General features: G+C 65.4%; 22 protein-coding genes. 17 read left to right on the top strand and 5 right to left on the bottom strand.

The window, feature by feature from the left end; all coding sequences use genetic code 11:
* Window positions 1–87 precede the first annotated feature (87 nt).
* Complete coding sequence (locus tag FFI97_RS32625; protein WP_185993769.1) at window positions 88–1,053, top strand: hypothetical protein; 966 nt, start codon at window positions 88–90, stop codon at window positions 1,051–1,053.
* A 26-nt stretch (window positions 1,054–1,079) separates the two neighbouring features.
* Here the strand turns inward: FFI97_RS32625 and FFI97_RS32620 are convergent, their stop codons facing one another.
* Both FFI97_RS32620 and FFI97_RS32615 read right to left on the bottom strand, forming a co-directional pair.
* A complete protein-coding gene (locus FFI97_RS32620) occupies window positions 1,080–1,754 on the bottom strand; it encodes a response regulator transcription factor (RefSeq protein WP_056575150.1) in 675 nt (224 codons plus the stop codon).
* A gap of 62 nt (window positions 1,755–1,816) precedes the next feature.
* Complete coding sequence (locus FFI97_RS32615; protein ID WP_062482795.1) at window positions 1,817–2,302, bottom strand: MarR family winged helix-turn-helix transcriptional regulator; 486 nt, start codon at window positions 2,300–2,302, stop codon at window positions 1,817–1,819.
* Between the two features lie 146 nt (window positions 2,303–2,448).
* On the opposite strand from FFI97_RS32615, the gene recA reads away from it, so the two are divergent.
* From recA to FFI97_RS32600, 3 genes are read left to right on the top strand one after another with little or no spacing between them, the layout of a single operon-like run.
* Window positions 2,449–3,558 carry a recombinase RecA gene (gene recA / locus FFI97_RS32610; protein ID WP_062482792.1) on the top strand — a complete coding sequence of 370 codons (1,110 nt, stop codon included), beginning with the start codon at window positions 2,449–2,451 and terminating at the stop codon, window positions 3,556–3,558.
* 59 nt (window positions 3,559–3,617) lie between these two features.
* A complete protein-coding gene (gene recX / locus FFI97_RS32605; RefSeq protein ID WP_095747317.1) occupies window positions 3,618–4,091 on the top strand; it encodes a recombination regulator RecX in 474 nt (157 codons plus the stop codon).
* Window positions 4,060–4,503 carry a polyketide cyclase gene (locus tag FFI97_RS32600; RefSeq protein WP_095747316.1) on the top strand — a complete coding sequence of 148 codons (444 nt, stop codon included), beginning with the start codon at window positions 4,060–4,062 and terminating at the stop codon, window positions 4,501–4,503. Before recX ends, FFI97_RS32600 begins: the two co-directional genes overlap by 32 nt.
* 11 nt (window positions 4,504–4,514) lie before the next feature.
* Here FFI97_RS32600 and yiaA read toward each other — a convergent pair whose 3' ends face one another.
* Window positions 4,515–4,955, bottom strand: coding sequence for an inner membrane protein YiaA (gene yiaA / locus FFI97_RS32595; RefSeq protein WP_062482786.1), 441 nt, complete (start codon window positions 4,953–4,955; stop codon window positions 4,515–4,517).
* Window positions 4,956–5,069: 114 nt separating this feature from the next.
* On the opposite strand from yiaA, the gene FFI97_RS32590 reads away from it, so the two are divergent.
* From FFI97_RS32590 to FFI97_RS32580, 3 genes are all read left to right on the top strand, one after another.
* Window positions 5,070–5,792: a hypothetical protein gene (locus FFI97_RS32590; protein WP_139705106.1), complete on the top strand. Its 723-nt coding sequence runs from the start codon at window positions 5,070–5,072 to the stop codon at window positions 5,790–5,792.
* 133 nt (window positions 5,793–5,925) lie between these two features.
* Window positions 5,926–6,876 carry a bestrophin family protein gene (locus FFI97_RS32585; RefSeq protein ID WP_144004557.1) on the top strand — a complete coding sequence of 317 codons (951 nt, stop codon included), beginning with the start codon at window positions 5,926–5,928 and terminating at the stop codon, window positions 6,874–6,876.
* 68 nt (window positions 6,877–6,944) lie between these two features.
* Window positions 6,945–8,444 carry a succinate CoA transferase gene (locus tag FFI97_RS32580; RefSeq protein ID WP_139705104.1) on the top strand — a complete coding sequence of 500 codons (1,500 nt, stop codon included), beginning with the start codon at window positions 6,945–6,947 and terminating at the stop codon, window positions 8,442–8,444.
* Window positions 8,445–8,501: 57 nt separating this feature from the next.
* On the opposite strand, the gene argC is transcribed toward FFI97_RS32580, so the two are convergent.
* Window positions 8,502–9,425 (bottom strand): N-acetyl-gamma-glutamyl-phosphate reductase, encoded by a 924-nt coding sequence (gene argC, locus FFI97_RS32575; RefSeq protein WP_139705102.1) that lies wholly within the window; start codon window positions 9,423–9,425, stop codon window positions 8,502–8,504.
* 207 nt (window positions 9,426–9,632) lie between these two features.
* Between argC and sucC the strand changes: the two genes are divergently transcribed.
* The 10 genes from sucC to FFI97_RS32525 all read left to right on the top strand — a co-directional run bounded on the left by sucC (window position 9,633) and on the right by FFI97_RS32525 (window position 20,655).
* Window positions 9,633–10,799: an ADP-forming succinate--CoA ligase subunit beta gene (gene sucC, locus FFI97_RS32570; RefSeq protein WP_062475330.1), complete on the top strand. Its 1,167-nt coding sequence runs from the start codon at window positions 9,633–9,635 to the stop codon at window positions 10,797–10,799.
* Between the two features lie 10 nt (window positions 10,800–10,809).
* Window positions 10,810–11,703, top strand: coding sequence for a succinate--CoA ligase subunit alpha (gene sucD / locus FFI97_RS32565; RefSeq protein WP_056575184.1), 894 nt, complete (start codon window positions 10,810–10,812; stop codon window positions 11,701–11,703).
* A 116-nt stretch (window positions 11,704–11,819) separates the two neighbouring features.
* Entirely contained in the window at window positions 11,820–12,503 is a 684-nt protein-coding gene (locus FFI97_RS32560; RefSeq protein ID WP_062475329.1) for a TerC family protein, read from the top strand.
* 28 nt (window positions 12,504–12,531) lie between these two features.
* Window positions 12,532–13,341 carry a Stp1/IreP family PP2C-type Ser/Thr phosphatase gene (locus FFI97_RS32555; protein ID WP_139705100.1) on the top strand — a complete coding sequence of 270 codons (810 nt, stop codon included), beginning with the start codon at window positions 12,532–12,534 and terminating at the stop codon, window positions 13,339–13,341.
* A 73-nt stretch (window positions 13,342–13,414) separates the two neighbouring features.
* Entirely contained in the window at window positions 13,415–14,065 is a 651-nt protein-coding gene (locus FFI97_RS32550) for an FHA domain-containing protein (RefSeq protein WP_095747310.1), read from the top strand.
* Window positions 14,066–14,202: 137 nt separating this feature from the next.
* On the top strand, window positions 14,203–16,461 hold the full coding sequence (locus FFI97_RS32545) for a CHASE2 domain-containing protein (RefSeq protein WP_139705098.1): 2,259 nt from the start codon (window positions 14,203–14,205) through the stop codon (window positions 16,459–16,461).
* Between the two features lie 29 nt (window positions 16,462–16,490).
* Window positions 16,491–17,294 carry a 3',5'-cyclic-nucleotide phosphodiesterase gene (locus tag FFI97_RS32540; protein ID WP_139705095.1) on the top strand — a complete coding sequence of 268 codons (804 nt, stop codon included), beginning with the start codon at window positions 16,491–16,493 and terminating at the stop codon, window positions 17,292–17,294.
* Between the two features lie 201 nt (window positions 17,295–17,495).
* A complete protein-coding gene (locus FFI97_RS32535) occupies window positions 17,496–18,032 on the top strand; it encodes a pilin (protein WP_139705093.1) in 537 nt (178 codons plus the stop codon).
* Between the two features lie 287 nt (window positions 18,033–18,319).
* A complete protein-coding gene (locus FFI97_RS32530; protein WP_185993768.1) occupies window positions 18,320–19,240 on the top strand; it encodes a serine hydrolase in 921 nt (306 codons plus the stop codon).
* A 44-nt stretch (window positions 19,241–19,284) separates the two neighbouring features.
* Window positions 19,285–20,655 (top strand): sulfatase-like hydrolase/transferase, encoded by a 1,371-nt coding sequence (locus tag FFI97_RS32525; protein WP_185993767.1) that lies wholly within the window; start codon window positions 19,285–19,287, stop codon window positions 20,653–20,655.
* A 190-nt stretch (window positions 20,656–20,845) separates the two neighbouring features.
* Here FFI97_RS32525 and FFI97_RS32520 read toward each other — a convergent pair whose 3' ends face one another.
* Entirely contained in the window at window positions 20,846–25,039 is a 4,194-nt protein-coding gene (locus FFI97_RS32520; protein WP_139705087.1) for a PilC/PilY family type IV pilus protein, read from the bottom strand.
* Between the last annotated feature and the right edge of the window lie 5 nt (window positions 25,040–25,044).

Here is a 25,044-nt window from a genome sequence, read left to right as displayed (position 1 = left end):
CGCAGGTGTGACGTTTCATTGACAAGGTGTGACTGGTTGTAGCCTTGACGTGCAGTTTCTGCAATTCAAAAACATCAGGGAGAAATCATGAAGCAAAAGACCGTGGGCGGCTGCCCCAAGCCGCTCTGGATGGCCGCGACCGTGTTGGCCGCCAGCGTGGGTGTGACTGCATGCGGCGGTGGAGGTGGCGGGGGCGGCGGTGGCATGCCGATGCTGCCGATCGCACCGGTTCCGGCGCCCGCACCTGCGCCCTCCCCAGCCCCGGCGCCCGCGCCCGCACCGGCCGAGAACCGCGCCGCCGTGCCGGGCTCCGAGCCGTCGCCCTCGCTGAGCGCGCCGCAGCCCGGCTCCACCGCCGCGGTGGGCAACGACAGCGAAGGCATCTACGCGGGCGTGCGAGGCATTGCCTTCGTCGGCACCAACGGTTCGTTGGCAGGCAGCTTCCTCGGGGGCACGATGTGGGGTTCGCTGAAGGTCACGGGGCTCGACTGGTCGTTCAACCCGGACACCGAGTTGTATGTTCCGCCCAACGCATATCCGGTGACGGGCTCGGGCACCTTCACGCCGAAGAAGTCGGTGGATGGCACCTACGCCTACGACAACCGCAGGCCGTCCGATGTCGGCCCGCTGGCCTACACGATCGAGAACGCGCTGGCGGTGTCGCAGGCGAGCATGACCGGCACGTGGTCCAACACCGACAGCAGCCCGAGCCTGGGCGTGACGGTGCAGGTCGACGGCCAGGGCGTGTTCACCGGCAGCACGAGCGGCGTGCAGATCGGCCAGTGCACGCTCTCGGGCACCGTCGTCCTGGCGCAGCCCGGCTCGGCCAAGAACATGTACAGCCTCACGCTGAAGGCCGTGAATGCCGCCACGGCCAGCACCAACGATTGCAAGCTCACCCCCGCCGCCACCGGCAGCTATGCCGGGCCGGCCATCATCGGGCTGGTGCCGGCGGGCGTGTACGACAGCAACGGCTACTTCCGCAGCCTCATGTTCCTGATCCGTTCGAACACCGGCGCCACGCTGCTCGTCAATCTGCGCAAGCAGCCCTGACGGCATTGAGCGCGGGCGGGGCACGCTCAACCGGGAATCTTCTCGAGGCAGTAGCCCAGCCCGCGCACCGTCGCGATGCGCACCGGTCCCTTCTCGATCTTCTTGCGCAGGCGGTGGATGTAGACCTCGATGGCGTTGATGCTCACCTCTTCGCCCCATTCGCACAGCCGGTCCACCAGCTGGTCCTTGCTGACCAGCCGGCCGGCGCGCTGCAGCAGCACCTCGAGCAGGCCCAGTTCGCGCGCCGACAGCTCGATCATCTTGCCGTCGATGGTCGCCACGCGGCCGGCCTGGTCGTAGACCAGCGGACCGTGGCGGATCGCGTTGCTGGTGGCGCCCATGCCGCGCCGCGTGAGGGCGCGCACGCGCGCCTCGAGCTCCTGCAGGCTGAAGGGCTTGGCCATGTAGTCGTCGGCGCCGTGGTCCAGGCCCTTGACGCGCTCTTCCACGCTGTCGGCCGCCGTGAGCACCAGCACCGGCAGCTGCGAGCCGCGCGCGCGCAGGCGCTTGAGGATCTCGATGCCGTGCAGGCTGGGCAGCCCGAGGTCGAGGATCAGCAGGTCGAACTCGCTGTGGGTCATGAGCGCGGTGTCGGCCTGCGAGCCGTTGGCCACGTGATCGACCGCCGCGCCCGAGGTGCGCAGGCTGCGCAGCAGGGCATCGGCCAGCACCTGGTCGTCTTCGGCAATCAGTATTCGCATGAGCCACCTCCGGCGGATTCAGGCGCCATGCCGGCGCAGTTCACATTTGTCTCAACGCGAGTCTAGCCCGCTGTATAGGCTTCGAGTCCGATGGTTACCACGGTGGCGATCTCGTCGCCCACGCTGGCGCGGAACTCGCGCTCGGTCTGCGTCACGGCGCGGCGGAAGGCGTCCAGCCAGGCCAGCCCGTCGGCCGTGAACAGCACGCGCCGCGCGCGCGCATCGAGCGGGTCGGGCCCGCGCGTGACCAGCCCCCAGGCCTCGCACTGGTCGACCAGCGTGCCCATGGCCTGCTTGGTCATGCCGGCGCGCTCGGCCAGCTCGGTCAGGCGCGAGCCCTCGCGCGCCAGGTGCCGCGTGATGTGGATGTGCGCCGCGCTCACCTGCGCGCGCGCCGCCAGGTTCGACAGCGCCAGCGGCACGTCGATGTCGTGCGCCATTAGCGCCAGCACGCGCTCGTCGAAGCGGCGCATCGCGTGGCCCAGCAGGCGGCCCAGGTGGGTCTGGCGCCAGGCGTCGGGATCGGTGGGAAAGGCGGGGTCGGCCATGGTCTCAGATGGTAAGGCAAACTGACTTTAAAGTGGGTTTGCGAAACGCCATGAGCCCCTACACTACTGTTCAAGCATCCAGCCTGTGGTTAAAAGCAGATGGATGAACCCCGACACAAATCGTTGATATTCAAGGAGATTTCCACATGGACGCAGTCGTCAAGGGCGCAAGCATCTCGGTCGCCAACAGTGAAAAGGCCAAGGCCCTGCAGGCCGCGCTGGCCCAGATCGAAAAGCAGTTCGGCAAGGGCACGATCATGCGCCTGGGCGAAGGCGAGGCGCTGGAAGACATCCAGGTGGTCTCCACCGGCTCGCTGGGCCTGGACATCGCCCTGGGCGTCGGCGGCCTGCCCCGTGGCCGCGTCGTTGAAATCTACGGCCCGGAATCCTCGGGCAAGACCACGCTCACCCTGCAGGTGATCGCCTCCATGCAGAAGCAGGCCGGCACCTGCGCCTTCGTCGACGCCGAGCACGCGCTCGACGTGCAGTACGCCCAGAAGCTCGGCGTGAACCTGTCCGACCTGCTGATCAGCCAGCCCGACACCGGCGAACAAGCGCTCGAAATCGTCGACTCGCTGGTGCGCTCGGGTGCCGTCGACCTGATCGTGGTCGACTCGGTCGCCGCGCTCACGCCCAAGGCTGAAATCGAAGGCGAAATGGGCGACTCGCTGCCGGGTCTCCAGGCCCGCCTCATGAGCCAGGCGCTGCGCAAGCTCACGGCCACGATCAAGAAGACCAACTGCATGGTCATCTTCATCAACCAGATCCGCATGAAGATCGGCGTGATGTTCGGCTCGCCCGAAACCACCACCGGCGGCAATGCGCTGAAGTTCTACGCCTCGGTGCGCCTGGACATCCGCCGCATCGGCACCATCAAGAAGGGCGACGAGGCCATCGGCAACGAAACCAAGGTGAAGGTGGTGAAGAACAAGGTGTCGCCCCCGTTCAAGACGGCCGAGTTCGACATCCTGTTCGGCGAAGGCATCAGCCGCGAGGGCGAGATCATCGATATGGGCGTGAACGCCAAGATCATCGACAAGTCGGGCGCCTGGTACGCCTACAACGGCGAGAAGATCGGCCAGGGCCGCGACAACGCCCGCGAGTTCCTGCGCGAGAACCCCGACCTGTCGCGCGAGATCGAGAACAAGGTGCGCGAATCGCTGGGCATTCCGCTGCTCGCGGCCGACGCCGGCAGCGAACCCGAGAAGGCCGAGAAGCCCGCCAAGGCATCGAAGGCCGACAAGGCGGCGGAGTAAGTGAGACGAAGCGGCCTTCGCGTGTTGCGTGGGCCGCCTGAGCGACCCACCACCCCCGAATGGCCTTCAGCGCCCCCTCCCTCAAAGGCCGCGCCCTGCGCCTCCTGAGCCAGCGCGAGCATTCGCGCGCGGAGCTGGAGCGCAAGCTCGCGAAGCACGAGGAAGAGCCCGGCACGCTGGCGAAGGCGCTCGACGAGCTGGCCGCCAAGGACTTCATCAGCGAGCCGCGCGTCGTCGCCTCGGTGCTGCACCAGCGCGCCGCCCGTTCGGGCGCGTTGCGCGTGAAGCAGGAACTGCAGGCCAAGGGCATCGCGCCCGAAGCCATCGCGCAGGCGGTGGCCGGCTTGCAGGAGACCGAAGTCGAGCGCGCCACGGCCCTGTGGCGCCGCCGCTTCGATGCGCCGCCGGCCGATGCCAAAGAGCGCGCAAAGCAGATGCGATTCCTGATGGCGCGCGGTTTCTCGGGCGCCGTCGTGTCCAAGGTGCTCAGGAGCGACTTCGATGACCCAAGCGACGACCCCAACGGCGAATGAAGGCGACGCGGCCCTGTCCCGCGTCATCACCCAGCGCGTGCACTGCGAATGGCGCGACGCCTATGCGCTCGCGTCCGACCCGAAGCGATTGCCCGACTGGGCCAGCGGCCTCGCGAAGAGCGCGTTGGTGCCGCACGGCGACCACTGGATCGTGCGCACGCCCGAAAGCGGCGAGGCCCGCATGCGCTTTGCGCCGCCCAACGACCTGGGCGTGCTCGACCACTGGGTGGCGCCCGAAGGCGTGCCCGAGGTCTACCTGCCGTTTCGCGTGATCGGCGTGGCGCCCGGCGTGTGCGAGCTGCAGTTCACGCTGCTGCGCCAGCCGCACATGGACGATGCGGCCTTTGCACGCGACGCCGGATGGATCGCGCGCGACCTGCAGGCCCTGCGCCGCCTGCTCGAGGCGGGATGAGCCCGCCTGGCTTACTCGGTGGCCGTGACGTCGTCGGCCAGCGGGTTCTCGGCCTTGTACGCGGCGATGTCGCGCACGTTCTTCTGCACCGCCACCGCGCCGAACAGGCTCAGCAGGAAGGCCATGGCGTAGAAGCCCTTTTCGCTCGCGGCCAGCGAGGCGTTGAACAGGCCCACGGCCAGCAGGCCCACCGACAGCAGCAGCGAGACCCAGCACAGGCCGAAGTAGATGCCGGTGACCGAGATGCCCTCGAGCCGGTCGCGCACCGTCTTTTGCAGCGACACGGCCGAGAACAGGCCGTACATGAGGATGGTGAAGTAGTAGCCCTTCTCGTTGAGCTGCATCGCGGCATTCCACAGCCCGAGCAGGTACACGATGGCGCCGATGATCAGCGCGGCCCAGGATGCGGCGACGAATGCGCCGGTCGGTTTCTGAAACTTGACGGTTCCCATGACGATCCTCCTCGTTGTTGTGTGGCGCGATTATGGTGCGGGAAGGCGGTGGCATGATCGCCAGCGACCTGCCTCGCAGGAGGCGGCTTTCCAGAAAAACCGGAGGAACCCTTCATGTCGTCGCAACCCGCCCACCCGCAGTCACTCGTTCGCACCGGCGCCAAGGCCGGCTTCGCCTTCGCCGGCTCGGCCATCAAGGGCGCGCTGATCGGCCTGTTTCTCGGCGGCGGCGTGTTCTTCTACTACCTGACCCAGCTGCAGGGCCCGGGCATCCCGGCGGCGCGGGCCGGTGGCGCGGGCGCCATCCTGGCGCTGATCATGTCGCCGCCGCTGCTGGTGGCCGTGCTGCTGTCGCTGTTCGTCGGCGTGTACTTCCTGCTCGGCGTGCAGCGGGGCCGCGCCCGCGCGATGCAGCACCTGGTCGCGGCGCGCGGCGAGGCCGTGTCGCAGCGCCTGGGTGACGCCATCGCGGGCCGCATCGAAGCCATGCCGCGCACCCACGGCGGCCTGCAGCGCGTGGCCGACTGGCTCTCGCCCGACGCCCTGTGCCAGCAGCTCGCACCGGTGCTCGGCGAAGGCCGGGCCGTGCGCGCGGTGGTCGGCTTCGTGCTGGGCCGCCTGCCCCTGAGCGACATGCTGGCCGAGTGGCAGCAGGAACGTGCCGCGCACGGGGCGACGACGCCGGCGACGGGCGAAGACCCGGCCCTGCGCGCCCTGCTCACGCGCCGCATCCACGAGGTGCTGCAGGACATGGCGACGCCCTCGCGCAAGCTCTTCTACATCGCGCTGGCCGCGCAGGCCGTCCTCCTGGGCATAGGGTTGTGGCTCGTGCGCTGAGCCCGACCGTCTTCCTCGGTCTTGAGGCGTGCAGCCGTTGCGGCGCTGACGCCTCGGCGACAATCGGCGCCCGCGCGGGCCTTGCGGTGTGCGCGGCATCCATGCCTCCCTGTCTGCCCCACTCCCCGCTTTCATGATCGTCCGGAAACGCCCGTCCGGGCTCAAGCTGTTTCTGTCCTGGCGGGGCTCCGTCCTGCCGCGCATCGCCGCGGCGCTGACGCTCAACGTGATCGTGGCCATCGTCGTCACGGTGCTGCATGGGCGCTTCGGCTCCATCAAGATCCCGCTCGGCACCGTGCCCTTCGCGCTGCTCGGCCTGCCGCTGGCGATCTTCCTGGGCTTTCGCAACACCGCGGCCTACGACCGTTTCTGGGAAGCGCGCAAGCTCTGGGGCGAAGTGATCCTGCGTTCGCGCAATCTGGCGCGTCAGTGCCAGAGCCTCATCGACGGCGATGCGCCGGTGAACGCCGGCGCCGACACCGTCCGCCGCCTGGACGACCTGCGCGTGCGCATGACCCTGCGCGCCGCGGCCTTTGCCCATGCGCTGCGCCACCAGCTGCGCGGCACCGACGCGGCAACTGACACCCAACCTTTCCTGCGCGAGGCGGAGTGGCAGGGCCTGATGCAGGTCGCCAACCGGCCGCATGCGCTGCTGATGCACATGGGCGCCGACCTGCGCGAAGCGCTGCGCGCGCGGCGCATCGACCCGGCGCTGGCGGCGGGCGTCGACGGCACGCTGTCGGCGCTGAGCGCGGCGGCCGCATCGTGCGAGCGCATCCTCAGCACGCCCATTCCCTTTTCGTACACGCTGCTGCTGCACCGCACGGCGTACCTGTACTGCTACCTGCTGCCCTTCGGGCTGGTGGACTCGGTCGGGTTCATGACGCCGGTGGTGGTTCTGATCGTGGCCTACACCTTCTTCGGCCTGGACGCGCTCGGCGACGAGATCGAGGAGCCCTTCGGCACCGAGTCGAACGACCTGCCGCTCGAGGCGCTGTGCCGCACGCTCGAGATCGACCTGTGCCAGTCGGTGGGCGCCCCGGCGCCGGCGCCGCTGGTGCCGGTCGACTACTTCCTGCGCTGACACCCGCCGCGCGTGCGGTGCCGGCTTTTCCTTTCCCTGCCTGACGAAAGAAAGACGTTTTGTCCCCCATGCCGCACGAAGACCGCATCCGCCTGCCCGCCCTGCGCAGCAGGATCACCACCGCCGAGGCCGCCGCCGAATGGATCCGCGACGGCATGGTGGTCGGCATGAGCGGGTTCACGCGGGCCGGCGACGCCAAGGCCGTGCCGCTGGCGCTCGCGGCCCGCGCGCGCCGCGCGCCGATGAAGATCACGCTGATGACGGGCGCCTCGCTCGGCGGCGACGTGGACCGCCAGCTCACCGAGGCCGGCGCCATCAGCCGGCGCATGCCGTTCCAGGTCGACACCGTGCTGCGCCAGGCGATCAACCGCGGCGAGGTGATGTTCATCGACCACCACCTGTCGGAAACGGTCGAGATGCTGCGCACGCGTCAGATTCCGCCGATCGATATCGCGATCATCGAGGCGGTGGCCATCACCGAGACCGGCGCGCTGGTGCCGAGCACCTCGATCGGCAACAGCGCGAGCTTCGCGATCCTGGCCGACAAGGTGATCGTCGAGATCAACACCTCGCAGTCGACCGCGCTCGAAGGGCTGCACGACATCTTCATTCCCAAGCACCGCCCGCAGCGCGAGCCGATGCCGCTGGTGGCACCGCACGACCGCATCGGCACCAGTGCCATCGAGATCCCGCCCGAGAAGATCCTGGGCATCGTCATCACCGACAAGGCCGACAGCACCTCGACCGTGCTGCCGGCGGACGCCGAGACCGCGGCCATCGCGGCGCACCTGGTGGCGTTCTTCGAGCGCGAGGTGGCGCAGGGCCGGCTCACCGAGCGGCTGCTGCCGCTGCAGGCCGGCATCGGCACGGTCGCCAACGCGGTGATGTCGGGGCTGGGCGCGGGGCCGTTCGAGCACCTCACGATGTATTCGGAGGTGCTGCAGGACTCGACCTTCGACCTGTTCGACGCCGGCAAGCTCGACTTCGCCTCGGGCTCGTCGATCACGCTGTCGCCCGCGAAGGCGCGGCAGGTGTTCGGCGACCTGGCGCGCTACAAGGACCGGCTGGTGCTGCGGCCGCAGGAGGTGAGCAACCACCCGGAGATCATCCGGCGGCTGGGCATCATCGCGCTGAACACGGCGCTGGAGGCCGACATCTACGGCAACGTCAACTCGACCCACGTGCTGGGCACGCACATGATGAACGGCATCGGCGGCTCGGGCGACTTCGCGCGCAACGCCTACCTGTCGATCTTCGCGACCAAGTCGGTCGCCAAGCAGGGCGCGGTGTCGAGCATCGTGCCGATGGTGTCGCACGTGGACCATGCGCCGCAGGACGTCGACATCCTGGTCACCGAGGTGGGCCTGGCCGACCTGCGCGGGCTGGCACCGCGCGAGCGGGCGGCGGCGATCATCGCCAACTGCGCGGCCGAGCCGTACCGCGCGATGCTGCAGGATTACTACACGCGTGCCGTGGCGACCTGCGGCGGCCACACGCCGCACCGGCTGGAAGAGGCGTTTTCATGGCACGTGCGCTACCGCGACACGGGCACGATGCGGGCCGACTGAAAGCAAAAAGGCCGGTCCTTGCGGGCCGGCCTTTCTCTTGTCAGTGTTTGACGTGGCTCAGAGCGCCAGCATCAGTTTGAGGTTCTGCACCGCGGCGCCGCTGGCGCCCTTGCCCAGGTTGTCCAGGCGCGCGATCACCACGGCGTGGCGGTGGTCCTCGTTCGGGAACACGCGGATCTCGAGCTGGTTGGTGTCGTTGAGCGCCAGCGCGTCGAGCTTGCCGTTCTCGGTCGGCGGCAGCACCTTCACGAACTGCTCGGGCGTGTTGCTCCGGGCGTAGTGCGCGGCCAGGGCGTCCTGCAGGTCGCCGGCCTTGGGCTTGCCGGGCAGCAGGTCCAGGTGCAGCGGCAACTGCACCAGCATGCCCTGCTTGAAATTGCCCACCGACGGAATGAAGACCGGGCGGCGCGTGAGGCCGGTGTAGGTCATGATTTCGGGGATGTGCTTGTGCTTCAGGCCCAGCGCGTAGGTCTCGAACAGCGGCGCCTTGCCGCCCTCGTAGTCCTCGATCATCGTGCGGCCGCCGCCGGAGTAGCCGCTCACCGAAGGCAGCGACACCGGGAAGTCGGTCGGCAGCAGGCCCGCGTCGACCAGCGGGCGCACCATGGCGATGGCGCCGGTGGCGTAGCAGCCGGGGTTGCCCACGCGGTCGGCCTGGGCCACGGCCTGCCAGTGGCCTTCGACGAGTTCGGGGAAGCCGAAGACCCAGCCCGGCGCGATGCGGTGGGCGGTCGAGGCGTCGATGATCTTGGGCTTCTTGCCCGGGAGCTGGTCGATCAGCGCGACCGACTCGCGCGCCGCGTCGTCGTGCAGGCACAGCACCACGAGGTCGACGCCGGCCATCAGCTCGCGCTTGGCGGCCACGTCCTTGCGCAGCTCGGGCGCGATGCTCACGAGCTCGATCTGCGGCATCGTCTGCAGCCGCTCGCGAATTTGCAGGCCGGTGGTGCCGGCTTCGCCGTCGATGAAAACCTTGGCCATATCGGAGTATGCGTAGGGTGGCTAGAAGAAAGTACGTATTGACCGCAACCGCGCATCAAGTATTGGTGCGGCGCACCATGATACAGTCCGCGGTTGTTCGCCGCCCCCAGCCGTCAGGCTGCCGTCGCCCGCGAACAACAGAGCAGAAACAACAGTCTCACTCCCGATCTCCCGTTCTCAACCTCCTCCTTCCGAGAGACATCCCTCATGAAGATTCACGAGTACCAAGGCAAGGAAATCCTTGCCAAGTTCGGCGTGCCGGTGCCGCGCGGCATCCCGGCCTATACGGTTCAGGAGGCGGTCGAGGCCGCCCAGAAGCTTGGAGGCCCGGTCTGGGTCGTCAAGGCCCAGATCCACGCGGGTGGCCGCGGCAAGGGCGGTGGCGTCAAGGTCGCCAAGTCGATCGAAGACGTCAAGAAGCTGGCTGGCGAGATCCTCGGCATGCAGCTCAAGACCCACCAGACCGGTCCTGAAGGCCAGAAGGTGCGTCGCCTCTACATCGAAGACGGCGCCGACATCAACAAGGAATACTACATTTCGGCCGTGACCGACCGCGCCACCCAGAAGGTGGCCTTCATCGCTTCGAGCGAAGGCGGCATGGACATCGAGGAAGTGGCCCATTCCACCCCCGAGAAGATCATCACGGTCTACGCCGACCCCAAGGACGGCCTGACCGACGCGCAAGCCAAGGAAATCGCCGACGGCATCGGCATGCCGGCCGATTCGACCGCCCAGACGGTCGACATCCTGAAGAAGCTCTACACCTGCTACATGGAGACGGACGCCTCGCTGGTCGAGATCAACCCGCTCAACCGTGACAGCAAGGGTAACGTCGTCGCCCTGGACGCCAAGTTCAACTTCGACAGCAACGCGCTGTTCCGCCACCCCGAAATCGTGGCCCTGCGCGACCTGGACGAAGAAGACGCGGCCGAAGTCGAAGCCTCCAAGTTCGACCTCGCCTACATCTCGCTGGACGGCAACATCGGCTGCCTGGTGAACGGTGCCGGCCTGGCCATGGCCACCATGGACACCATCAAGCTGTTCGGCGGCGAGCCGGCCAACTTCCTGGACGTGGGCGGCGGTGCCACCCCCGAGAAGGTCACGGAAGCCTTCAAGATCATGCTGAAGAACAAGAACGTGGAAGCCATCCTCGTGAACATCTTCGGCGGCATCATGAAGTGCGACACCATCGCCACCGGCGTGATCGCAGCCTGCAAGGCCGTGAACCTGCAAGTGCCGCTGGTCGTGCGCATGAAGGGCACCAACGAAGTCGAAGGCAAGAAGCTGCTGGCCGAGTCGGGCCTGCCGATCATCAGCGCCGACACCATGGCGGACGCGGCCCAGAAGGTCGTGGCAGCAGTCAAGAAGGCCTAAGGAACAAGTCATGTCGATCTACATCAACAAAGACACCAAAGTCATCACGCAAGGCATCACCGGCAAGACCGGCCAGTTCCACACCGAGAAGTGCCAGGAATACGCGAACGGCAAGAACGCCTTCGTGGCCGGCGTGAACCCGAAGAAGGCCGGCGAGTCGATCTTCAACATCCCGATCTTCGGTTCGGTGAAGGAAGCCGCCACGCAGACCGGCGCCACCGTGTCGGTGATCTACGTGCCGCCGGCAGGCGCCGCGGCCGCCATCTGGGAAGCTGTCGAAGCCGACTTGGACATGGCGATCTGCATCACCGAAGGCATCCCGGTTCGCGACATGCTCGAAGTGCGCAACAAGATGAAGGCCAAGGAAGCGGCCGGCGGCAAGAAGACCTTGCTGCTGGGCCCGAACTGCCCTGGCCTGATCACGCCCGACGAAATCAAGATCGGCATCATGCCCGGCCACATCCACCGCAAGGGCCGCATCGGCGTGGTCTCGCGCTCGGGCACGCTGACGTACGAAGCCGTGGCTCAACTGACGGAAATCGGCCTGGGCCAATCGTCGGCAGTCGGCATCGGCGGCGACCCGATCAACGGCCTGAAGCACATCGACGTGATGAAGGCCTTCAATGACGATCCGGACACCGACGCCGTCATCATGATCGGCGAAATCGGCGGCCCCGACGAGGCTGACGCAGCCCGCTGGTGCAAGGACAACATGAAGAAGCCGGTCGTCGGCTTCATCGCCGGTGTCACCGCCCCTCCCGGCAAGCGCATGGGCCACGCCGGCGCGCTGATCTCGGGCGGCGCCGACACGGCCGAAGCCAAGCTCGCCATCATGGAAGAGTGCGGCTTCACCGTGACGCGCAACTTCTCGGAGTTGGCCAAGCTGCTCAAGGGCAAGCTGTAAAAAGCACACGCACCGCTGGCGGCATTCCCGCCGCTCGCATTACCACGCAGAAATGAAAAAGCGCCCGCATTGAGTTGCGGGCGCTTTTTTAACTACAACACAGTGGAATCAGAGACATGGAACTTCTTCAAAGCACGGACTTCTGGATCGGTCTGATCAAGATCGTCTGGATCAACATCATCCTCTCGGGCGACAACGCCGTCGTCATCGCCATGGCGGCGCGATCGCTGCCGCCCGCGCAACAGAAAAAAGCCGTGCTGTTCGGCTCGGGCGCGGCCGTCGTGCTGCGCATCGTGCTGACGGTGGTGGCGGCCAAGCTGTTGGCGCTGCCCTACCTGCAGATCATCGGCGGCGCCCTGCTGCTGTGGATCGGCCTGCAGCTGCTCAGCGAGGAAGACGAAGGCGACGGCGAGTCCAAGGAATACGGCAGCATGTTCGCGGCCGTGCGGACCATCCTGCTGGCCGACCTGGTGATGAGTCTGGACAACGTGATCGCCGTGGCGGCCGCCGCGCAAGGCAGCATGGTGCTGCTGGTGTTGGGCCTGGCCATCAGCATCCCCTTGGTGATTTTCGGCAGCACGCTCATGATCAAGCTCATGGAACGCTTCCCGATCATCGTCATGCTGGGCGCCGCGCTGATCGGCTGGGTCGGCGGCGAGACCATCGTGAGCGACGTGTCGCTGCACGAGGCGCTGGCGGCCAACCCCTGGATGCACTACGTGGGCGCGATCGCCGGCGCGGTGCTTGTCGTGGCCCTGGGCCGCTTCCTGCAACGGCGCGCACGCGCTGCTGCGCACTGATCCCTTAAAAAGCGAGCGCTGACAAACGATGGCAGGTGTTGGCGTTTCCCTTTTCTCCAGTCGACCGGCGCTGAGCTGGGAGTTTGCGGCGCTGACCGATGTCGGGCGCCTGCGCGCCCACAACGAAGACGCGGTGCATGTGGATCCGGCCCTCGGCCTGGCGTTGCTGGCCGATGGCATGGGCGGTTACAAGGGCGGCGAGGTGGCCAGTGCCATGGCCATTTCGCTGATGCACGCGAGCTTCGGGCGCTGGTTCGCCCAGGCCGGCATGCAGGCGCCGGCCCGCGTGGTCCGGCGTGCGCTGCAGGCGGCCACCGACGAGGCCAACGGCGCCATCCTCCAGGCGGGCATCACCCACGAAGAACTGCGGGGCATGGGCACGACCCTGGTGCTGGCGGCGTTCCGTCCGCAGCGCGTGGTGGTCGGCCACATCGGCGACTCGCGCTGCTACCGCCTGCGCAACAACAAGCTGGAGCAGCTCACGCGCGACCATTCGCTGCGCCAGCAGCAGCTCGACGCGGGTGCCATCACGCCCGAAGAAGCCCTGAACTCCCCCACCCGCAACCTCGTGACGCGGGCCGTGGGCGTGGAAGCCCAGGTGTTGCTGGAGATGCACGAGCACAGCGCCAGGCCTAGCGACCTGTACATGCTGTGCTCCGACGGGCTCAGCGAGATGGTGCCGGATGCGCAGCTTTTCACGCTTTTGAGCCGTGATCTGGGGCTGAAGGAGATGGCTTCACTTTTGGTTGCAATTTCAAACGACAATGGCGGACGGGATAACATTTCAGTTGTTCTGGCCAAGGCGGGCGTCAGCGAAGCGACCCGCGGGGCCATGTAGCAGCCAACCCAGGCGGCGGACCGTTTGCGCCGCCTGACGGTGCTGGATCTTTGCAAACGGGGAGTAATCGGCCATGCCGAAGATGATCATTTCGGTCGATGGCGTCGTCATCGGCCAAGTGGCGCTCGCCAAGAACCGCACGACGTTGGGCCGGCGCGCCTACAACGACATCGTGATCGACAATCTCGCCGTCAGCGGCGAGCATGCCGTGCTGCACATGAGCGGCGGCGAAGTCGAAATTGAAGATCTCAACAGCACCAACGGCACCTACGTCAATGCGCTGGCCGTCCAGAAGCAGGCGCTCCAGGACAACGACGTCATCGAGGTCGGCGGCTGCCGCATCCATTTCCGCTCGCACAGCAACCTCATGGCCGGCCCTGGCTCCGTGCGGGCCTCGCTCTCCGAGTATTCGGCGCCGATGCCGCTCTCGTCGGCACCCACCGAATCGGGCGCGCTGGTCGAGCTGGGCGTGCCCGTGCTGCGCGTGCTCTCGGGCGCCAACGAAGGCCAGGACGTCCCGCTGCAGAAGGTGGTCACCACCATCGGCAAGCCCGGCGTCGCCGTGGCCGTCGTCACCCGCCGCCGCCAGGGCTACGTGGCGGCCACCGTCGTCGGCAGCGTCACGCTCAACGGCGCCCCGCTGGGCGCCGAAGCCGTCGCGCTGCAGGAAGGCGACGTGCTCGAACTCGGCGGCGCCTCGCGCATGCAGTTCGTCCGGATCTGAGCCGGCCCGGACGCCCTGCTCCGTTCCCCGTTTTCTCGCCGGCAGGCATTTGTTGTCCAAGGCTGACCAGCCATGAGCGCAGCGCCGGGCCGCCCCAAGCAAGCTCGCACCGCAGTGCGAAGCACGGAGGTACGTCAATGAGCGCATTGCGGCGGCACTGGCCGCGCATCGCCATCACGCTGCTGCCGGTGCTGCTGGCGTTGCTTCATGCCACCGGCGTTTGGCGGCTGGGCGTGATCGAGCACCTGGACCACCTGATCTACGACGCCCGCCTGCGCGCCACCATGCCGGGCACGCCCGACACGCGGGTCGTGATCGTCGATGTCGACGACGCCAGCCTGGCGCGCGAAGGCCAGTGGCCCTGGCCGCGCGACAAGATCGCCAGCCTCACGACGGAACTGCTGGCCCGCCAGCACGTGGCCGTGCTCGGCTTCGACGTGATGTTTCTCGAGCCCGATCGCAGCTCCGGCCTCGGGCGCCTGAAGGAGATCGCAGCCGGGCCATTGAGCGGCGTGCCGGGCCTGGCTGCCGAAATCGACCAGCTCGCGCCGACCCTCGACCACGACGCCACACTGGCCCAGGCCCTGCGCGGCCAGCCCGTGGCGCTGGGCTACTACTTCACCCGCACCGAACAGCCCAGCGCCAAGGGGCTGCTGCCGGCGACGCCCGTGCTGCCGCCCGACGCCTTTCCGCCCCATGCTTCCTTCGTCACGCTCTGGAACGGCTTCGGCGCCAGCCTGCCGGTGCTGGGGCGCGCGGCGCCGGTCGCGGGGTTCCTGAACACCCTGGTCGGTGACGGCAGCGACGACGGCGTGATCCGTAGCGTGCCGCTCATCGCCCGCTACGAAGGCGAGCATGCGTCGCCCGGGCACTACGAGTCGCTGGCGCTGGCGGTGTACCGGCTGGCGAACGGCTCGCCGCCGGTGCGGCCGGCGCTCGTGGCCGGCGACGGCAACTTTCCGCGCCTGCAGGCGCTGGTGCTGGGGTCGCTGCGCATCCCGGTCGACCAGAGTGCCAGCCTGCAGGTGCCGTTTCGCGGCCCCGGCGGGCCGCGCGCAGGATCGTTCCGCTACGTGGCCGCTGCCGACGTGCTCGAGGGCCGACTGGCGCCGGGCGAACTCAAGGACAAGATCGTGCTGCTCGGCGCCACCGCGCCCGGCTTGCAGGACCTGCGCGCCACCCCGGTCGGCGCGGCGTTCCCGGGCGTCGAAGTGCACGCCAACATCGTCTCGGGCCTGCTCGACCGGCGCCTGCTGGCCGTGCCCGACTACGCGCCGGGTTATGAAGTGCTGACCGTGCTGGCGGCGGGGCTGCTGCTCGCGTTCGGGCTGTCGCTGCTGTCCGCATCGCGCGCCGTGCTGCTCGGCGCGGGCGTGGTCGCCGCGCTGGTCGGCCTCAACACCTGGCTCTACGTCGGGCACAGCCTCGTGCTCCCGCTGGCGTCGGCGCTCGTCATGGTGGCGCTGGCCTTCGCGCTCAACATGAGCTGGGGCTATTTCGTCGAATCGCGCGCGCGGCGCGGGCTGGTGCGGCTCTTCGGCACCTACGTGCCGCCGCAGCTGGTCGACGAAATGCTCGTGCGCCCCGGCCGCTACAGCATGCGCGCCGAGAGCAAGGAAATGACCGTGATGTTCTGCGACATGCGCGACTTCACGCGCTTGTCAGAGCAGATGGCTCCGGCCGAGCTGCAGGCCTTCCTGAACACCGTCTTCAGCCGGCTGACCGAGGTGATCAGCGCGCACCGCGGCACCGTCGACAAATACATGGGCGACTGCGTCATGGCCTTCTGGGGCGCGCCCATCGACACGCCCGGCCATGCCGCGCTCGCCGTGCAGGCGGCGATCGACATGGCCGCCGCCGTGCACGACATCAACCGCCAGCACCGCGCCAACGGCCGCCCCGAAATCAGCGCCGGCATCGGCCTGAACAGCGGCCTCATGAGCGTCGGCGACATGGGCTCGACCGCGCGCCGCAGCTATACCGTGGTCGGCGACGCGGTCAATCTCGCGTCCCGGCTGGAGGGCCTGAGCGGACACTACGGGGTCGAGATCGTGGCCAGCGGCGCCACCCGCGAGGCGGCGCCCGGGTTCGTCTGGCAGGAACTCGACAGCGTGCGCGTCAAGGGCAAGGCCCAGGCCGTCGCCATCTACACCCCGCTCGTGCCGGAAGCTGCGGCCGAGTCGCAGGACACACGGCAGCAACTCGACCGCTGGAGCCAGGTGCTTGCCGCCTACCGCCGGCAGGATTGGGCGCTGGGCCGGAACTTGCTGGCTCCCCTGCTCGCCGCGGATGCGAAAAAAGTCCTTTACCAGCTCTACGCCCAGCGTTTAGCCTCGATGGCGCTTCGCCCGCAGGACCCGGACTGGGACGGCGCCACCCGGTTCGACACCAAATGACGACAGACGCATACAAGGGGTCTTCCACAATGCAGGTTCGCGTGCTGGGTTGCTCGGGCGCCATCGCCAAGGACTGCCGCACCACCTCGTTCCTGGTCGATGCGGACCTGCTCGTGGACGCCGGCACGGGCGTCGGCGACCTCACCCTCGACGAGATGGCCGCCATCGACGACGTGGTGCTCACCCACTCGCACCTCGACCACATCGCCGCCCTGCCCCTGATGCTCGACGCCGTCGGCAGCCGCCGCGCCCGGCCCCTGCGCGTGCATGCATTGGCCGCCACCATCGACGCGCTTCGGGCGCATGTATTCAACAACGTCATCTGGCCGAATTTCGAACGCATTCCCAGCCCCGAATCGCCCTTCGTGAGCTTCCACGAGATCACGGTCGGGCAACGCCTCGAGCTGGGCAGCGACGCCCCCAAGCTGATCGAGGTGCTGCCGGCCGTCCACACCGTGCCGGCCTGCGGCTTCGCCATCCGCCGGGCGGAAGGCGGCGCCCACTGGGTCTTCAGCGGCGACACCGAGCGCAACCCGCCGTTTTGGGAGCGCATCAACGCGATCGACGTGGCGATGCTGGTCATCGAGACCGCCTTCAGCTCCCGCGAGGAGGCTTTGGCCGAACGCAGCCTGCACCTGTCGCCGGTGGCGCTGGCGCACGAGCTGGCGCAGATCGATCCGGGCAAGCAATACCCGATCTACATCACCCACACCAAGCCCGCAGAGACCGAAGAAATCATGAGCCAGATCGAGATGCTGGCGGGTCGGGAGGTGGCCGGGTTGGCGCAGCGGGACATCCGCTGGCTCAAGGCGGATGGGGTGCTGACCTTCTGACAGGGCCTGGTCGGGCATGACAAATTTGTCGACACAATCGGCATCTGAGTGCGAGTTGTGTCACATCATGTAACCATCTTGTAACCAAAGTCGGCCCGATCGAGGGCTGCAGGGTGGGGAAACCGGGTGGCACGGATGCTGCGGAAGTGATCCCGCTCCGGGCTGGTTCCCGGGCTTTACAAACCAACCTGGAGTTAATGAATGAACCGTCGTTCTATCGCACGCAATGTGCAAAAGGGTTTCACCCTGATCGAATTGATGATCGTTGTGGCGATCATCGGTATCTTGGCTGCCATCGCCATTCCCCAATATCAGACGTACGTGGCCAAATCGCAAGTTGCGCGCGTCATGTCTGAAGTTGCCTCGCTGCGCACTGCGGCAGAGGCTTGCATCTTGGATGGCAAGCTGACGGTTGTTGCGTCGACTGCTACGCCTACCAATACTGAGTGCAATCTCGGCTCGACCGCGAGCAATCTGCTGGGTGCTGGAGTTGAAATTAGCAAGGGCCTTAAAGCCGACCTTGGCAGTGCCACCAATAACGGTTCGCTCATTGCCACTTTCGGCGGCAATGCAGCTGCGGCAATCAGCACGAAGACGCTGACTTGGACGCGCCTCTCTGCTTCGGGCACGTGGTCTTGCTCGACCACCGTTGAGTCGAAGTACCGCCCCGCTGGCTGCGCGTCCAGCACGGCTGCTACCAGTGGCGGCACCGGTGGCGGCAGCGGCACTACTCAGTAACACTACCTCGCTTTCCGATCTAGCAAATGAAAGAGCGCCCTTTAGGGCGCTCTTTTCACGTCATGCGTAAAAAGACTCGCATCTGTCTTTACGTCGTGCTCATCAGTGCGATCTTTCTCCCCTGGTTCGCATGGGAGACAGATCGCAACATGGTCAGACGCTGGGCTTATCCAATCACAGGGCATTTGTCCGCACTTTCGACTCGATGCGATGCCCATGCTCCCAGTTGGCTTCAAGAGTTGGCCCGCCAGTTGCCCACCCGGCTTGACTCTCCCGCAAATCAGCTCGTGTTCGTCGACAAGGCTGGCAGTCGATCGGGATGTGTCAACGGTTGGGAGCGCTATCCCCTTGTCAGCCAACGCGTGACACCTGGCTCCAACTTTCGCTTGGCCAGCTTGTCAAAGATCGTCACCTTTTTTGGCGTGGTTCATGGTCAAGCAGATTGGCTGAACCAGCCGCTGGCAGCCGTGCTGGACCTGGGTCCTCCTTTTCGAGACCCGCACATTGCGCAGATACAGATCCGCCATCTCCTGAATCATTCCGCCGGCTTCGACCGCATGCGCGCCGAGGACCCGATGGTCATCAACGACAAAAAGCCTTGGTGTCCCGGCCAGGTGCAAGAGCTGGCACAGGCGCAGCTTCAATTCACACCGGGCTCTCGCCATGCCTATTCGAACTTGGGCTACTGTTTGGCTGCAGTCGCTTATGAACGGCACGCGGGCCGCAGCTTATGGAGCGCGTTGGAGCAGGACATGCGCTTGTCGCAATACGGCATCGGCTACATGGATCAAGCGGACTCGCCGCTCGCATACAACTTCATGCACAACGAGTTGCACGGGCCAGAGTTTGTCGAGCATTTCGACTGGCAAGCGCTTCGTGCTCCGATGGGCATGACAGGCAGCGCAGAAGGACTGGCGCGCTTCATTGCTGACAATCGCCCACTGCTGGACCGTTCGCGCGGCATGCATGACTCCAGCATCCCCTGCAACGAAACCGTGCCCGAGAGTTGCCAAGATGGATTTCTTGAGCGGCGCCGTGTCGGTGACCAGCAGGTCTGGCTACAGCGAGGCTATCTGTACGGCATGTCGGCTCTTTTCTTGTCCGATGATGCCGGGAACTTCATTGTGTGGCTGGGCGCTGGTGACGTCGGGCAGCCATTGCGTGCTTCCGAATTTATCGAACGGGCTTTTCTCAAAGGCTTCCATTGAGGATGCAACGACGCCCACTTTTCATCGTGAAGGCAGTCGGCTTGATGCAACTGCTTGCACTGCTCCTGCCTATGCTGCCAGGCGTGGTGGCTGCGCAATGGCTCCAGCTCTACAGGCCGTGGTTCTGGGCGGAATTTCTGGTGCTGGTCGCGTTGACTCGTGGCCGGCCTTGGCTTTTCGCACTTGGATTAGCGCTGCTTTGGTCGGCAGATTTCCTGTTCATATTCGCCCAAATCAATCTATCGTCCAGCTATGCCGATGTGTTGGATTTGCTGAGCTACATCCCGCACACGAACGTGACCTGGATCATGGCCGGCATTGCGGGACTGTTTGTCCTGTTGCTATGGGGGGGGCTGTGCGTGCAGGTCCACCAGCGAGCGTCTCCGGGCCATGGGATGCTGCTTTGGGCGATCGCGTTGCTCGGCCTTGCACTGCTATGGCCGACGCGCAATGGCTTTGAGCACAGCGAAGGCAAGATCTATGGGGTCCGCACGACCAAGCTGGCAGGTTCGTGGGTGCTGGACAGCCAATTTCTCCGTGACACCTTTTCTTTCTACGAGGAAGGATATGCGGACGACCTGGGCAAGTTCGTCAAGCTGGGCGCTGACAGGTCGGCCGTCAAGAAGGTGCTGGGCAACGACGTACCTCCAGACAAGCTGCTTGTGATTGTTGTGGAGTCCTGGGGGCTTGCCCACGACAAGGCAGAAAACCAGTTCTGGCAGGACCTATGGAACTCCCCCGCGTGGGCACACGAAGGTGGAAGGCTGGAGTTCATGGGGGCAACCCTGCAAGGCGAGTTCCGGGAATTGTGTGGGCTGTTCCCGCATACGCTTCGGATTGACGTGGTTCCTCAAGCCAACGACTGCCTTCCTCGTCAACTACAAAGCCAAGGCTGGCAAACGCAAGCGTTTCATGGCGCTTCATCGAAAATGTATCGCCGCGATCAGTGGTATCCAGAAATTGGCTTTGAGCACAGCTACTTCATGCAGCAGTTGATGCTCGGGAGTTCAATGTGCGCCAACATTCCTGGGGTTTGTGATTACAGCATCGCTCCGCGCGTAGTAGACAGCCTGCGACGCAACGGCAAGCAGTTCACCTACTGGATGACCCTCAATTCCCATACACCGTATCGCGAGTCGGATCTCAGCAATCCGAAAGTGAAAGATCAGGTGTGCCCTTTCCTCAAGCTCGATGGAGCGCGTTGTGCCCATGCTGCACTGCTGTACGACTTCATGCACGTGCTCAAAGCCCAATTGGAGCATGCCCCCATCCCTGGTCTTCAGGTAGTTCTTGTCGGTGATCACTCGCCCAAGTTCTTCGACGCTCAATCGCGAGAGCAGTTCGACGAGACAGCCGTGCCGTACGTCAGCATCAGGGTGCCGCGCCAATTGGCAACGGAACCCAGCGCTGACTGAAGGACTCATTCACCGCCGAGCATGCATGGCTGGAGGCACGACTCCAGGGGCCACCCAGCACCAGCGTCACACGTCGAGTCGCGGTTGAGGAGCGCATGGCGCTCAGCGAGATCAACTCCTGGCCGCCGTGTCTTGCTGCAGCCAGCTGGGATTTATCGAGGCCATGCGCGCGACCTCTTGCACCACACCATCAATCCACGGTCGGCACCTCCCGCCAATTGAGTAGCCGCAACCCCAACGCTCCAGGCAATTTGATGGGGTTGTTCTGCATGTTCCCCTTCACATCCCCGCTGACAAGCCGTGTGGAACCATCGACGCCAAGGAACCGCACGTCGTTCACCGCCGCACCCGCTGCCGCATATGCAATGAGGTTGCCGTTGGCATCCACCAACGCCGATCTGCCCGTACCGAAGTCGATTGCATAGACGCGGCTGGTACCCGAGGGGGCGCAGGCATCGCCTGCGGTCTGCAGCGTGGAGAACGCCACCACGCCGCTGTACGAGGTCGACGCATTGACTGCGCGCCAGCCCACTCTGTTGGTCACGCCCAAGTCGGTGTACCAGCCGCGGCTGGTCGCCGTCAGCGCAATGCCTTGCGTCAAGTCGGTCACCGCCTGCAGGTTGCTGCGTGCGATGGGGAAGTTGCCAGTGCTGACCGGAGTGAACGCGTTGGCTGTGCCGTCGATGAGGGCGTAGTAGCTCTGCTCTTGGGCGGACTGAATGTCGCTGGCATCGAGCAAGCGGCCGGTGCCCACCAGCACGTAGCGCTTTTTCGTCAATGGCTGGATCTCGATCAACGGCTGCGTGGTGATCGGCTGCGCTTGTGGTGTCGTCGCGCCATCGGTGAGGTTGGCAATGAGGGTGGGGGCGGGGTAGGAGGTTGTGGCGGTTTTGGCAGCGGTGAGATCAAAGCGCCAGAGCTGTCCGTTGAGATCTCCCGCATACACGGCATCGGCGGTGCCATCCGAAAAGTCCTGCACATAAGCCGACGCCTGTGCCATGCCTTCAGAAGCCGTCGGGGTACTGATCTTCTGGATGAGCTGGCCGTTGGTCGGGTTCACGATGTAGAGGTGGCTGCTCGTTCCGCCGCCGTTGTAGCCGCTGGTGAAGATCACCACCCAGCCGTGCTTTCGCGTCTTGACGACCACGGGTGCGCCGAAGCTGTAGCCCATGTCGGCATCGGTGAATTCCCAGAGCACCTTGGACGCGACGTTGGTCTCGGTGTTCATGCCTGCCGGGTTGGTCACGTCGAGGGCGTAGAAGCCCTTGCCCCCTTTGCCCAGTCCACCGATCAGGACGGTGCGCCAATCAGAAGTGGCCGCGCTCGTCGTGGTGAAAGTGCCGCCGGCGCTATTGAAATCGATGTCGAAAGTGGAAGGCGTGGCATCGACGAAGAAGCGGTGCTGGTAGTACGGGTTGCCCAGTTGCGACAGCAATCCGTCCGCATCGCTGGAGGCGGCCTTCGCAAAGAGGAAGCTCGGCACATAGGCGAATTGTTCCTTGCCGGCATCTGTGCCGGTCAGCGCACCGTTGAAGGCATGGACCATGCCGTCGTTTGCGCCGGCATACACCATCACCGGTCGATTCCTCCAGGTCGTCTTGAAGGCGGCATAGCCAGGATTGACCGAATCGGAATAGGGAAGCGCCGGAGGGCCCGCCGGTGTTACCTTGGCGTTCACGATATCTCCTAGCAGCAGGTCGCGCTGCCGGTAAGCCTTGCTGGCGTCGGTGGCGGTGCGCTCGTTGGCACGGTCCCCGCGCAGCCAGTTGACGTAGTTCTCCGCGTCGTTGCCGGTGACGTAGCTGGTGTTCAGCAGCGCCTGTTGGTCTGCCGACAGGCTGGCATAGCGGAAGGGCACGCCGGCGGTGGCGCCGCGCGTCACGATGTTGCGGCTGTCGTTCCATCCGGTGCCAGCGAGCTGCGCTTCGAGCTTGGTCTTGCTTTCCCAGACCAAGGTTGCAGAGGGGTTGCCGCTGCTATCGAAAGTGAGCCGGCTGGCGCTGAGAAGACCGGTCCAGTTCTTCGAGTCGTATTGGGCCGCATAGGAGGCTGCGCCAGTAGACGACACCTGCGCGCTCGAGAGCGAGAACGAGGTGGTATAGGCCGAGATCTCGTTCGAGATCCGCTCAAACGCCTGCTTCAGGCCCGCCACCATGGTGTCGGGTTGTCCTGCGGCGAAGTAGTTGTCGGGACGAGGCACTGTCACCGGGGTGTTTCGAGCGTCCGTCAGGGTGTCGCCACTTGTCGACCACCAGTCCAGCGGGATGGTCCCGGCGAAGGTGTAAGGATCGAAATCGGCTGGCAATTTCTTCTGGTTCAGACCACCGAACTTCGCGGCCAGGTAGAACTTGTTATTCCGGGAGAAGGGCTGTTCCAGAACGTCGACCCAATAGGTCTGTACGGTCTGCTTGCCGATCAGATCAGGGCGAATGTCCTTGGTATTGGCCTCGAAGGCCAAGCCGGCCATGTAGTCGGTCGAGTAGCTCGAACCCGTGGCGGCGGTCGCCTTGCCGGTTCCCATACCCTGCAGAAATTTGGCATTGTTCGTCGATTTGACTGCGTCGAACATGGTGTCCGCGCTTACCTCTGTGGGCATGGTTGGCTCATGGTCTGTCAGCGAATTGCCCGGAACGTTCTTGTCCCGATGGGTGTAGATATCGCCGATACCCAGAACGAAATTGCGTTGGCAGCTGTACTGGACGGGGTCTGCAGCCCTCCAGTCGGTGATCGCCGGAAAACCATCCAGGTAGGTCGTCTTCGTGGCCTTGCTGGCGCCAGCCATGGAGGTCCACGACGGCACACTCTCCAAGCCACGGAAATACCGCAAGGCGGCGTAATACAGTTCGTTGACGGGGTCGATGCCCTTGTAGTCGCCCGGTATGAGCTGGCCGAACTTGTTGAGGTAGTTCATCACCCCACTGTCGGCAATGGTCACGCGTTCGGTCACTTCAGTCGCGCTGGCAGCGGTTGTGGCCGTGGCGTCCGCAGCATCCGGGTTGCGTACCATTTGGCCTGTGTCGGCCGCCCATTCCTTGTTGGTGTTGTCTCTCGGAGCTTGGCCCGGCTCAGGGTGGGTCGGCCCCACGAATTTCTGTCGCGCGCGCAGCACACCGCCATCGCGGTATTCATTGCTGTCGTTCAGGTAGCCCAGGGCGCTGAAGCGCATCTTGTCTGCGTACTGCTGGATCAAACCCTCCGGCTTCCATCCGTCGCGGTACTGCTTGCAGTTGGCTTCGAGGCCCACGGTAGCATCGCAGACCTTCGCGCGCATGGTGTAGTTCTGCGTCGAGGCTGCGCCCACCGCGGAAGAAAACAGCGAGTAGTTGTTCTGCCCGGGCGGCTGCCAATTGAGGCGAATCACGGCCGAGCCAGTCTGATCAAAATACTTGAGCTCCAGATCGTAGCTCTGGCCGGCGACAAGACTGATAGTCCCTTCGCGATTTTCGGCGCCGTGTGAAGTCCAGTCATCGATCAACAAGGTGCCGTTGACCTTTAGCACTACGCCGTCGTCGGCGTACGTCTGGAACTTATAGGTCCCCGTGGCGGGGGCAATACCCGAGTAGGTGTAGATCGCGGTGAAATTGTCATTCGGTACGCCGTTTCCGGGACCGGTCTTGCTACCCCAGCTGTTGTCGATCGTGTCGTTGCTGTTTGTCCACCGGAGCGTGTCGGGTGTCGGGGTCTGGCTCACGCCCGCGTAGTACTGCCCGCGCACACCATTGGTCGTGACCAACTGCATGGCGAAGCCCCGGCCGTTGACGATGACCCGCATCGTCTTGGCATTCGCGAAGGGGGTCGCGCCGGCAGCCTCGGTCAACGGCAGCCGACCCTCGGTACGGGCGTCCTGATTGCGCTCCGGGAAATAGCTGCCTTGGCCGGAATGCCAACCCTTTTCGACGATGGTCTCGGTCGGCGTGTCCACGACGCGGCGTCCACCCGTCATCGCCCAGCGGAAGGGATCGATGGCCGTGAGGGTCGCCCAGTTGAGAAAGTTGCCGCTCCACTTTCCATTGCAGATCCGGTTCGTGGTGACGCTCACGGGCTGGAAATAGCTGGAGTCACCCTTGTCGAGGGGAATCACAGTGCCGCCATCGGTCGTCACCTGGGTGGTGTTCTTCTTGTACTCGTAGCACTTCAAAGGATCGAAGTAGCCCAGGAAGTTCCGCGTGCTGGTGTAGTCAGCGACATGCGCAACGCGCGTTGCGGTGGGGTACTCCACCGACAGGCTGAGTGCCAGGTTGCCGGGCACTTCCGACGTGGAAAAGATCGGCTGGTTTGCCAGTGCCGTCGCCGAGATGGCTGGCAGATGGGTGGTGACAAGCGCCAGTGCCAGTACGCTGCACGAGAGGGCGCGCAGCCGGGGGTATCGAGTCAAGGCAATCATGAAGG

The organism is Variovorax sp. KBS0712 (assembly GCF_006323185.2).
Classification (GTDB): Bacteria; Pseudomonadota; Gammaproteobacteria; order Burkholderiales; family Burkholderiaceae_C; genus Variovorax; species Variovorax boronicumulans.
This window is presented reverse-complemented; position numbering and strand designations above follow the sequence as displayed.

Excerpts from the sequence above, each read along its gene's own strand:
- FFI97_RS32520 (WP_139705087.1), bottom strand. The coding sequence starts at position 25,039 with ATGATTGCCTTGACTCGATACCCCCGGCTGCGCGCCCTCTCGTGCAGC.
- FFI97_RS32580 (WP_139705104.1), top strand. The coding sequence starts at position 6,945 with ATGCCGCACGAAGACCGCATCCGCCTGCCCGCCCTGCGCAGCAGGATC.
- FFI97_RS32525 (WP_185993767.1), top strand. The coding sequence starts at position 19,285 with ATGCAACTGCTTGCACTGCTCCTGCCTATGCTGCCAGGCGTGGTGGCT.
- FFI97_RS32540 (WP_139705095.1), top strand. The coding sequence starts at position 16,491 with ATGCAGGTTCGCGTGCTGGGTTGCTCGGGCGCCATCGCCAAGGACTGC.
- FFI97_RS32545 (WP_139705098.1), top strand. The coding sequence starts at position 14,203 with ATGAGCGCATTGCGGCGGCACTGGCCGCGCATCGCCATCACGCTGCTG.
- FFI97_RS32535 (WP_139705093.1), top strand. The coding sequence starts at position 17,496 with ATGAACCGTCGTTCTATCGCACGCAATGTGCAAAAGGGTTTCACCCTG.
- FFI97_RS32590 (WP_139705106.1), top strand. The coding sequence starts at position 5,070 with ATGTCGTCGCAACCCGCCCACCCGCAGTCACTCGTTCGCACCGGCGCC.
- FFI97_RS32550 (WP_095747310.1), top strand. The coding sequence starts at position 13,415 with ATGCCGAAGATGATCATTTCGGTCGATGGCGTCGTCATCGGCCAAGTG.
- FFI97_RS32585 (WP_144004557.1), top strand. The coding sequence starts at position 5,926 with ATGATCGTCCGGAAACGCCCGTCCGGGCTCAAGCTGTTTCTGTCCTGG.
- FFI97_RS32625 (WP_185993769.1), top strand. The coding sequence starts at position 88 with ATGAAGCAAAAGACCGTGGGCGGCTGCCCCAAGCCGCTCTGGATGGCC.
- yiaA (WP_062482786.1), bottom strand. The coding sequence starts at position 4,955 with ATGGGAACCGTCAAGTTTCAGAAACCGACCGGCGCATTCGTCGCCGCA.
- FFI97_RS32620 (WP_056575150.1), bottom strand. The coding sequence starts at position 1,754 with ATGCGAATACTGATTGCCGAAGACGACCAGGTGCTGGCCGATGCCCTG.
- recX (WP_095747317.1), top strand. The coding sequence starts at position 3,618 with ATGGCCTTCAGCGCCCCCTCCCTCAAAGGCCGCGCCCTGCGCCTCCTG.
- argC (WP_139705102.1), bottom strand. The coding sequence starts at position 9,425 with ATGGCCAAGGTTTTCATCGACGGCGAAGCCGGCACCACCGGCCTGCAA.
- FFI97_RS32560 (WP_062475329.1), top strand. The coding sequence starts at position 11,820 with ATGGAACTTCTTCAAAGCACGGACTTCTGGATCGGTCTGATCAAGATC.
- FFI97_RS32555 (WP_139705100.1), top strand. The coding sequence starts at position 12,532 with ATGGCAGGTGTTGGCGTTTCCCTTTTCTCCAGTCGACCGGCGCTGAGC.
- FFI97_RS32615 (WP_062482795.1), bottom strand. The coding sequence starts at position 2,302 with ATGGCCGACCCCGCCTTTCCCACCGATCCCGACGCCTGGCGCCAGACC.
- sucC (WP_062475330.1), top strand. The coding sequence starts at position 9,633 with ATGAAGATTCACGAGTACCAAGGCAAGGAAATCCTTGCCAAGTTCGGC.
- sucD (WP_056575184.1), top strand. The coding sequence starts at position 10,810 with ATGTCGATCTACATCAACAAAGACACCAAAGTCATCACGCAAGGCATC.
- recA (WP_062482792.1), top strand. The coding sequence starts at position 2,449 with ATGGACGCAGTCGTCAAGGGCGCAAGCATCTCGGTCGCCAACAGTGAA.
- FFI97_RS32600 (WP_095747316.1), top strand. The coding sequence starts at position 4,060 with ATGACCCAAGCGACGACCCCAACGGCGAATGAAGGCGACGCGGCCCTG.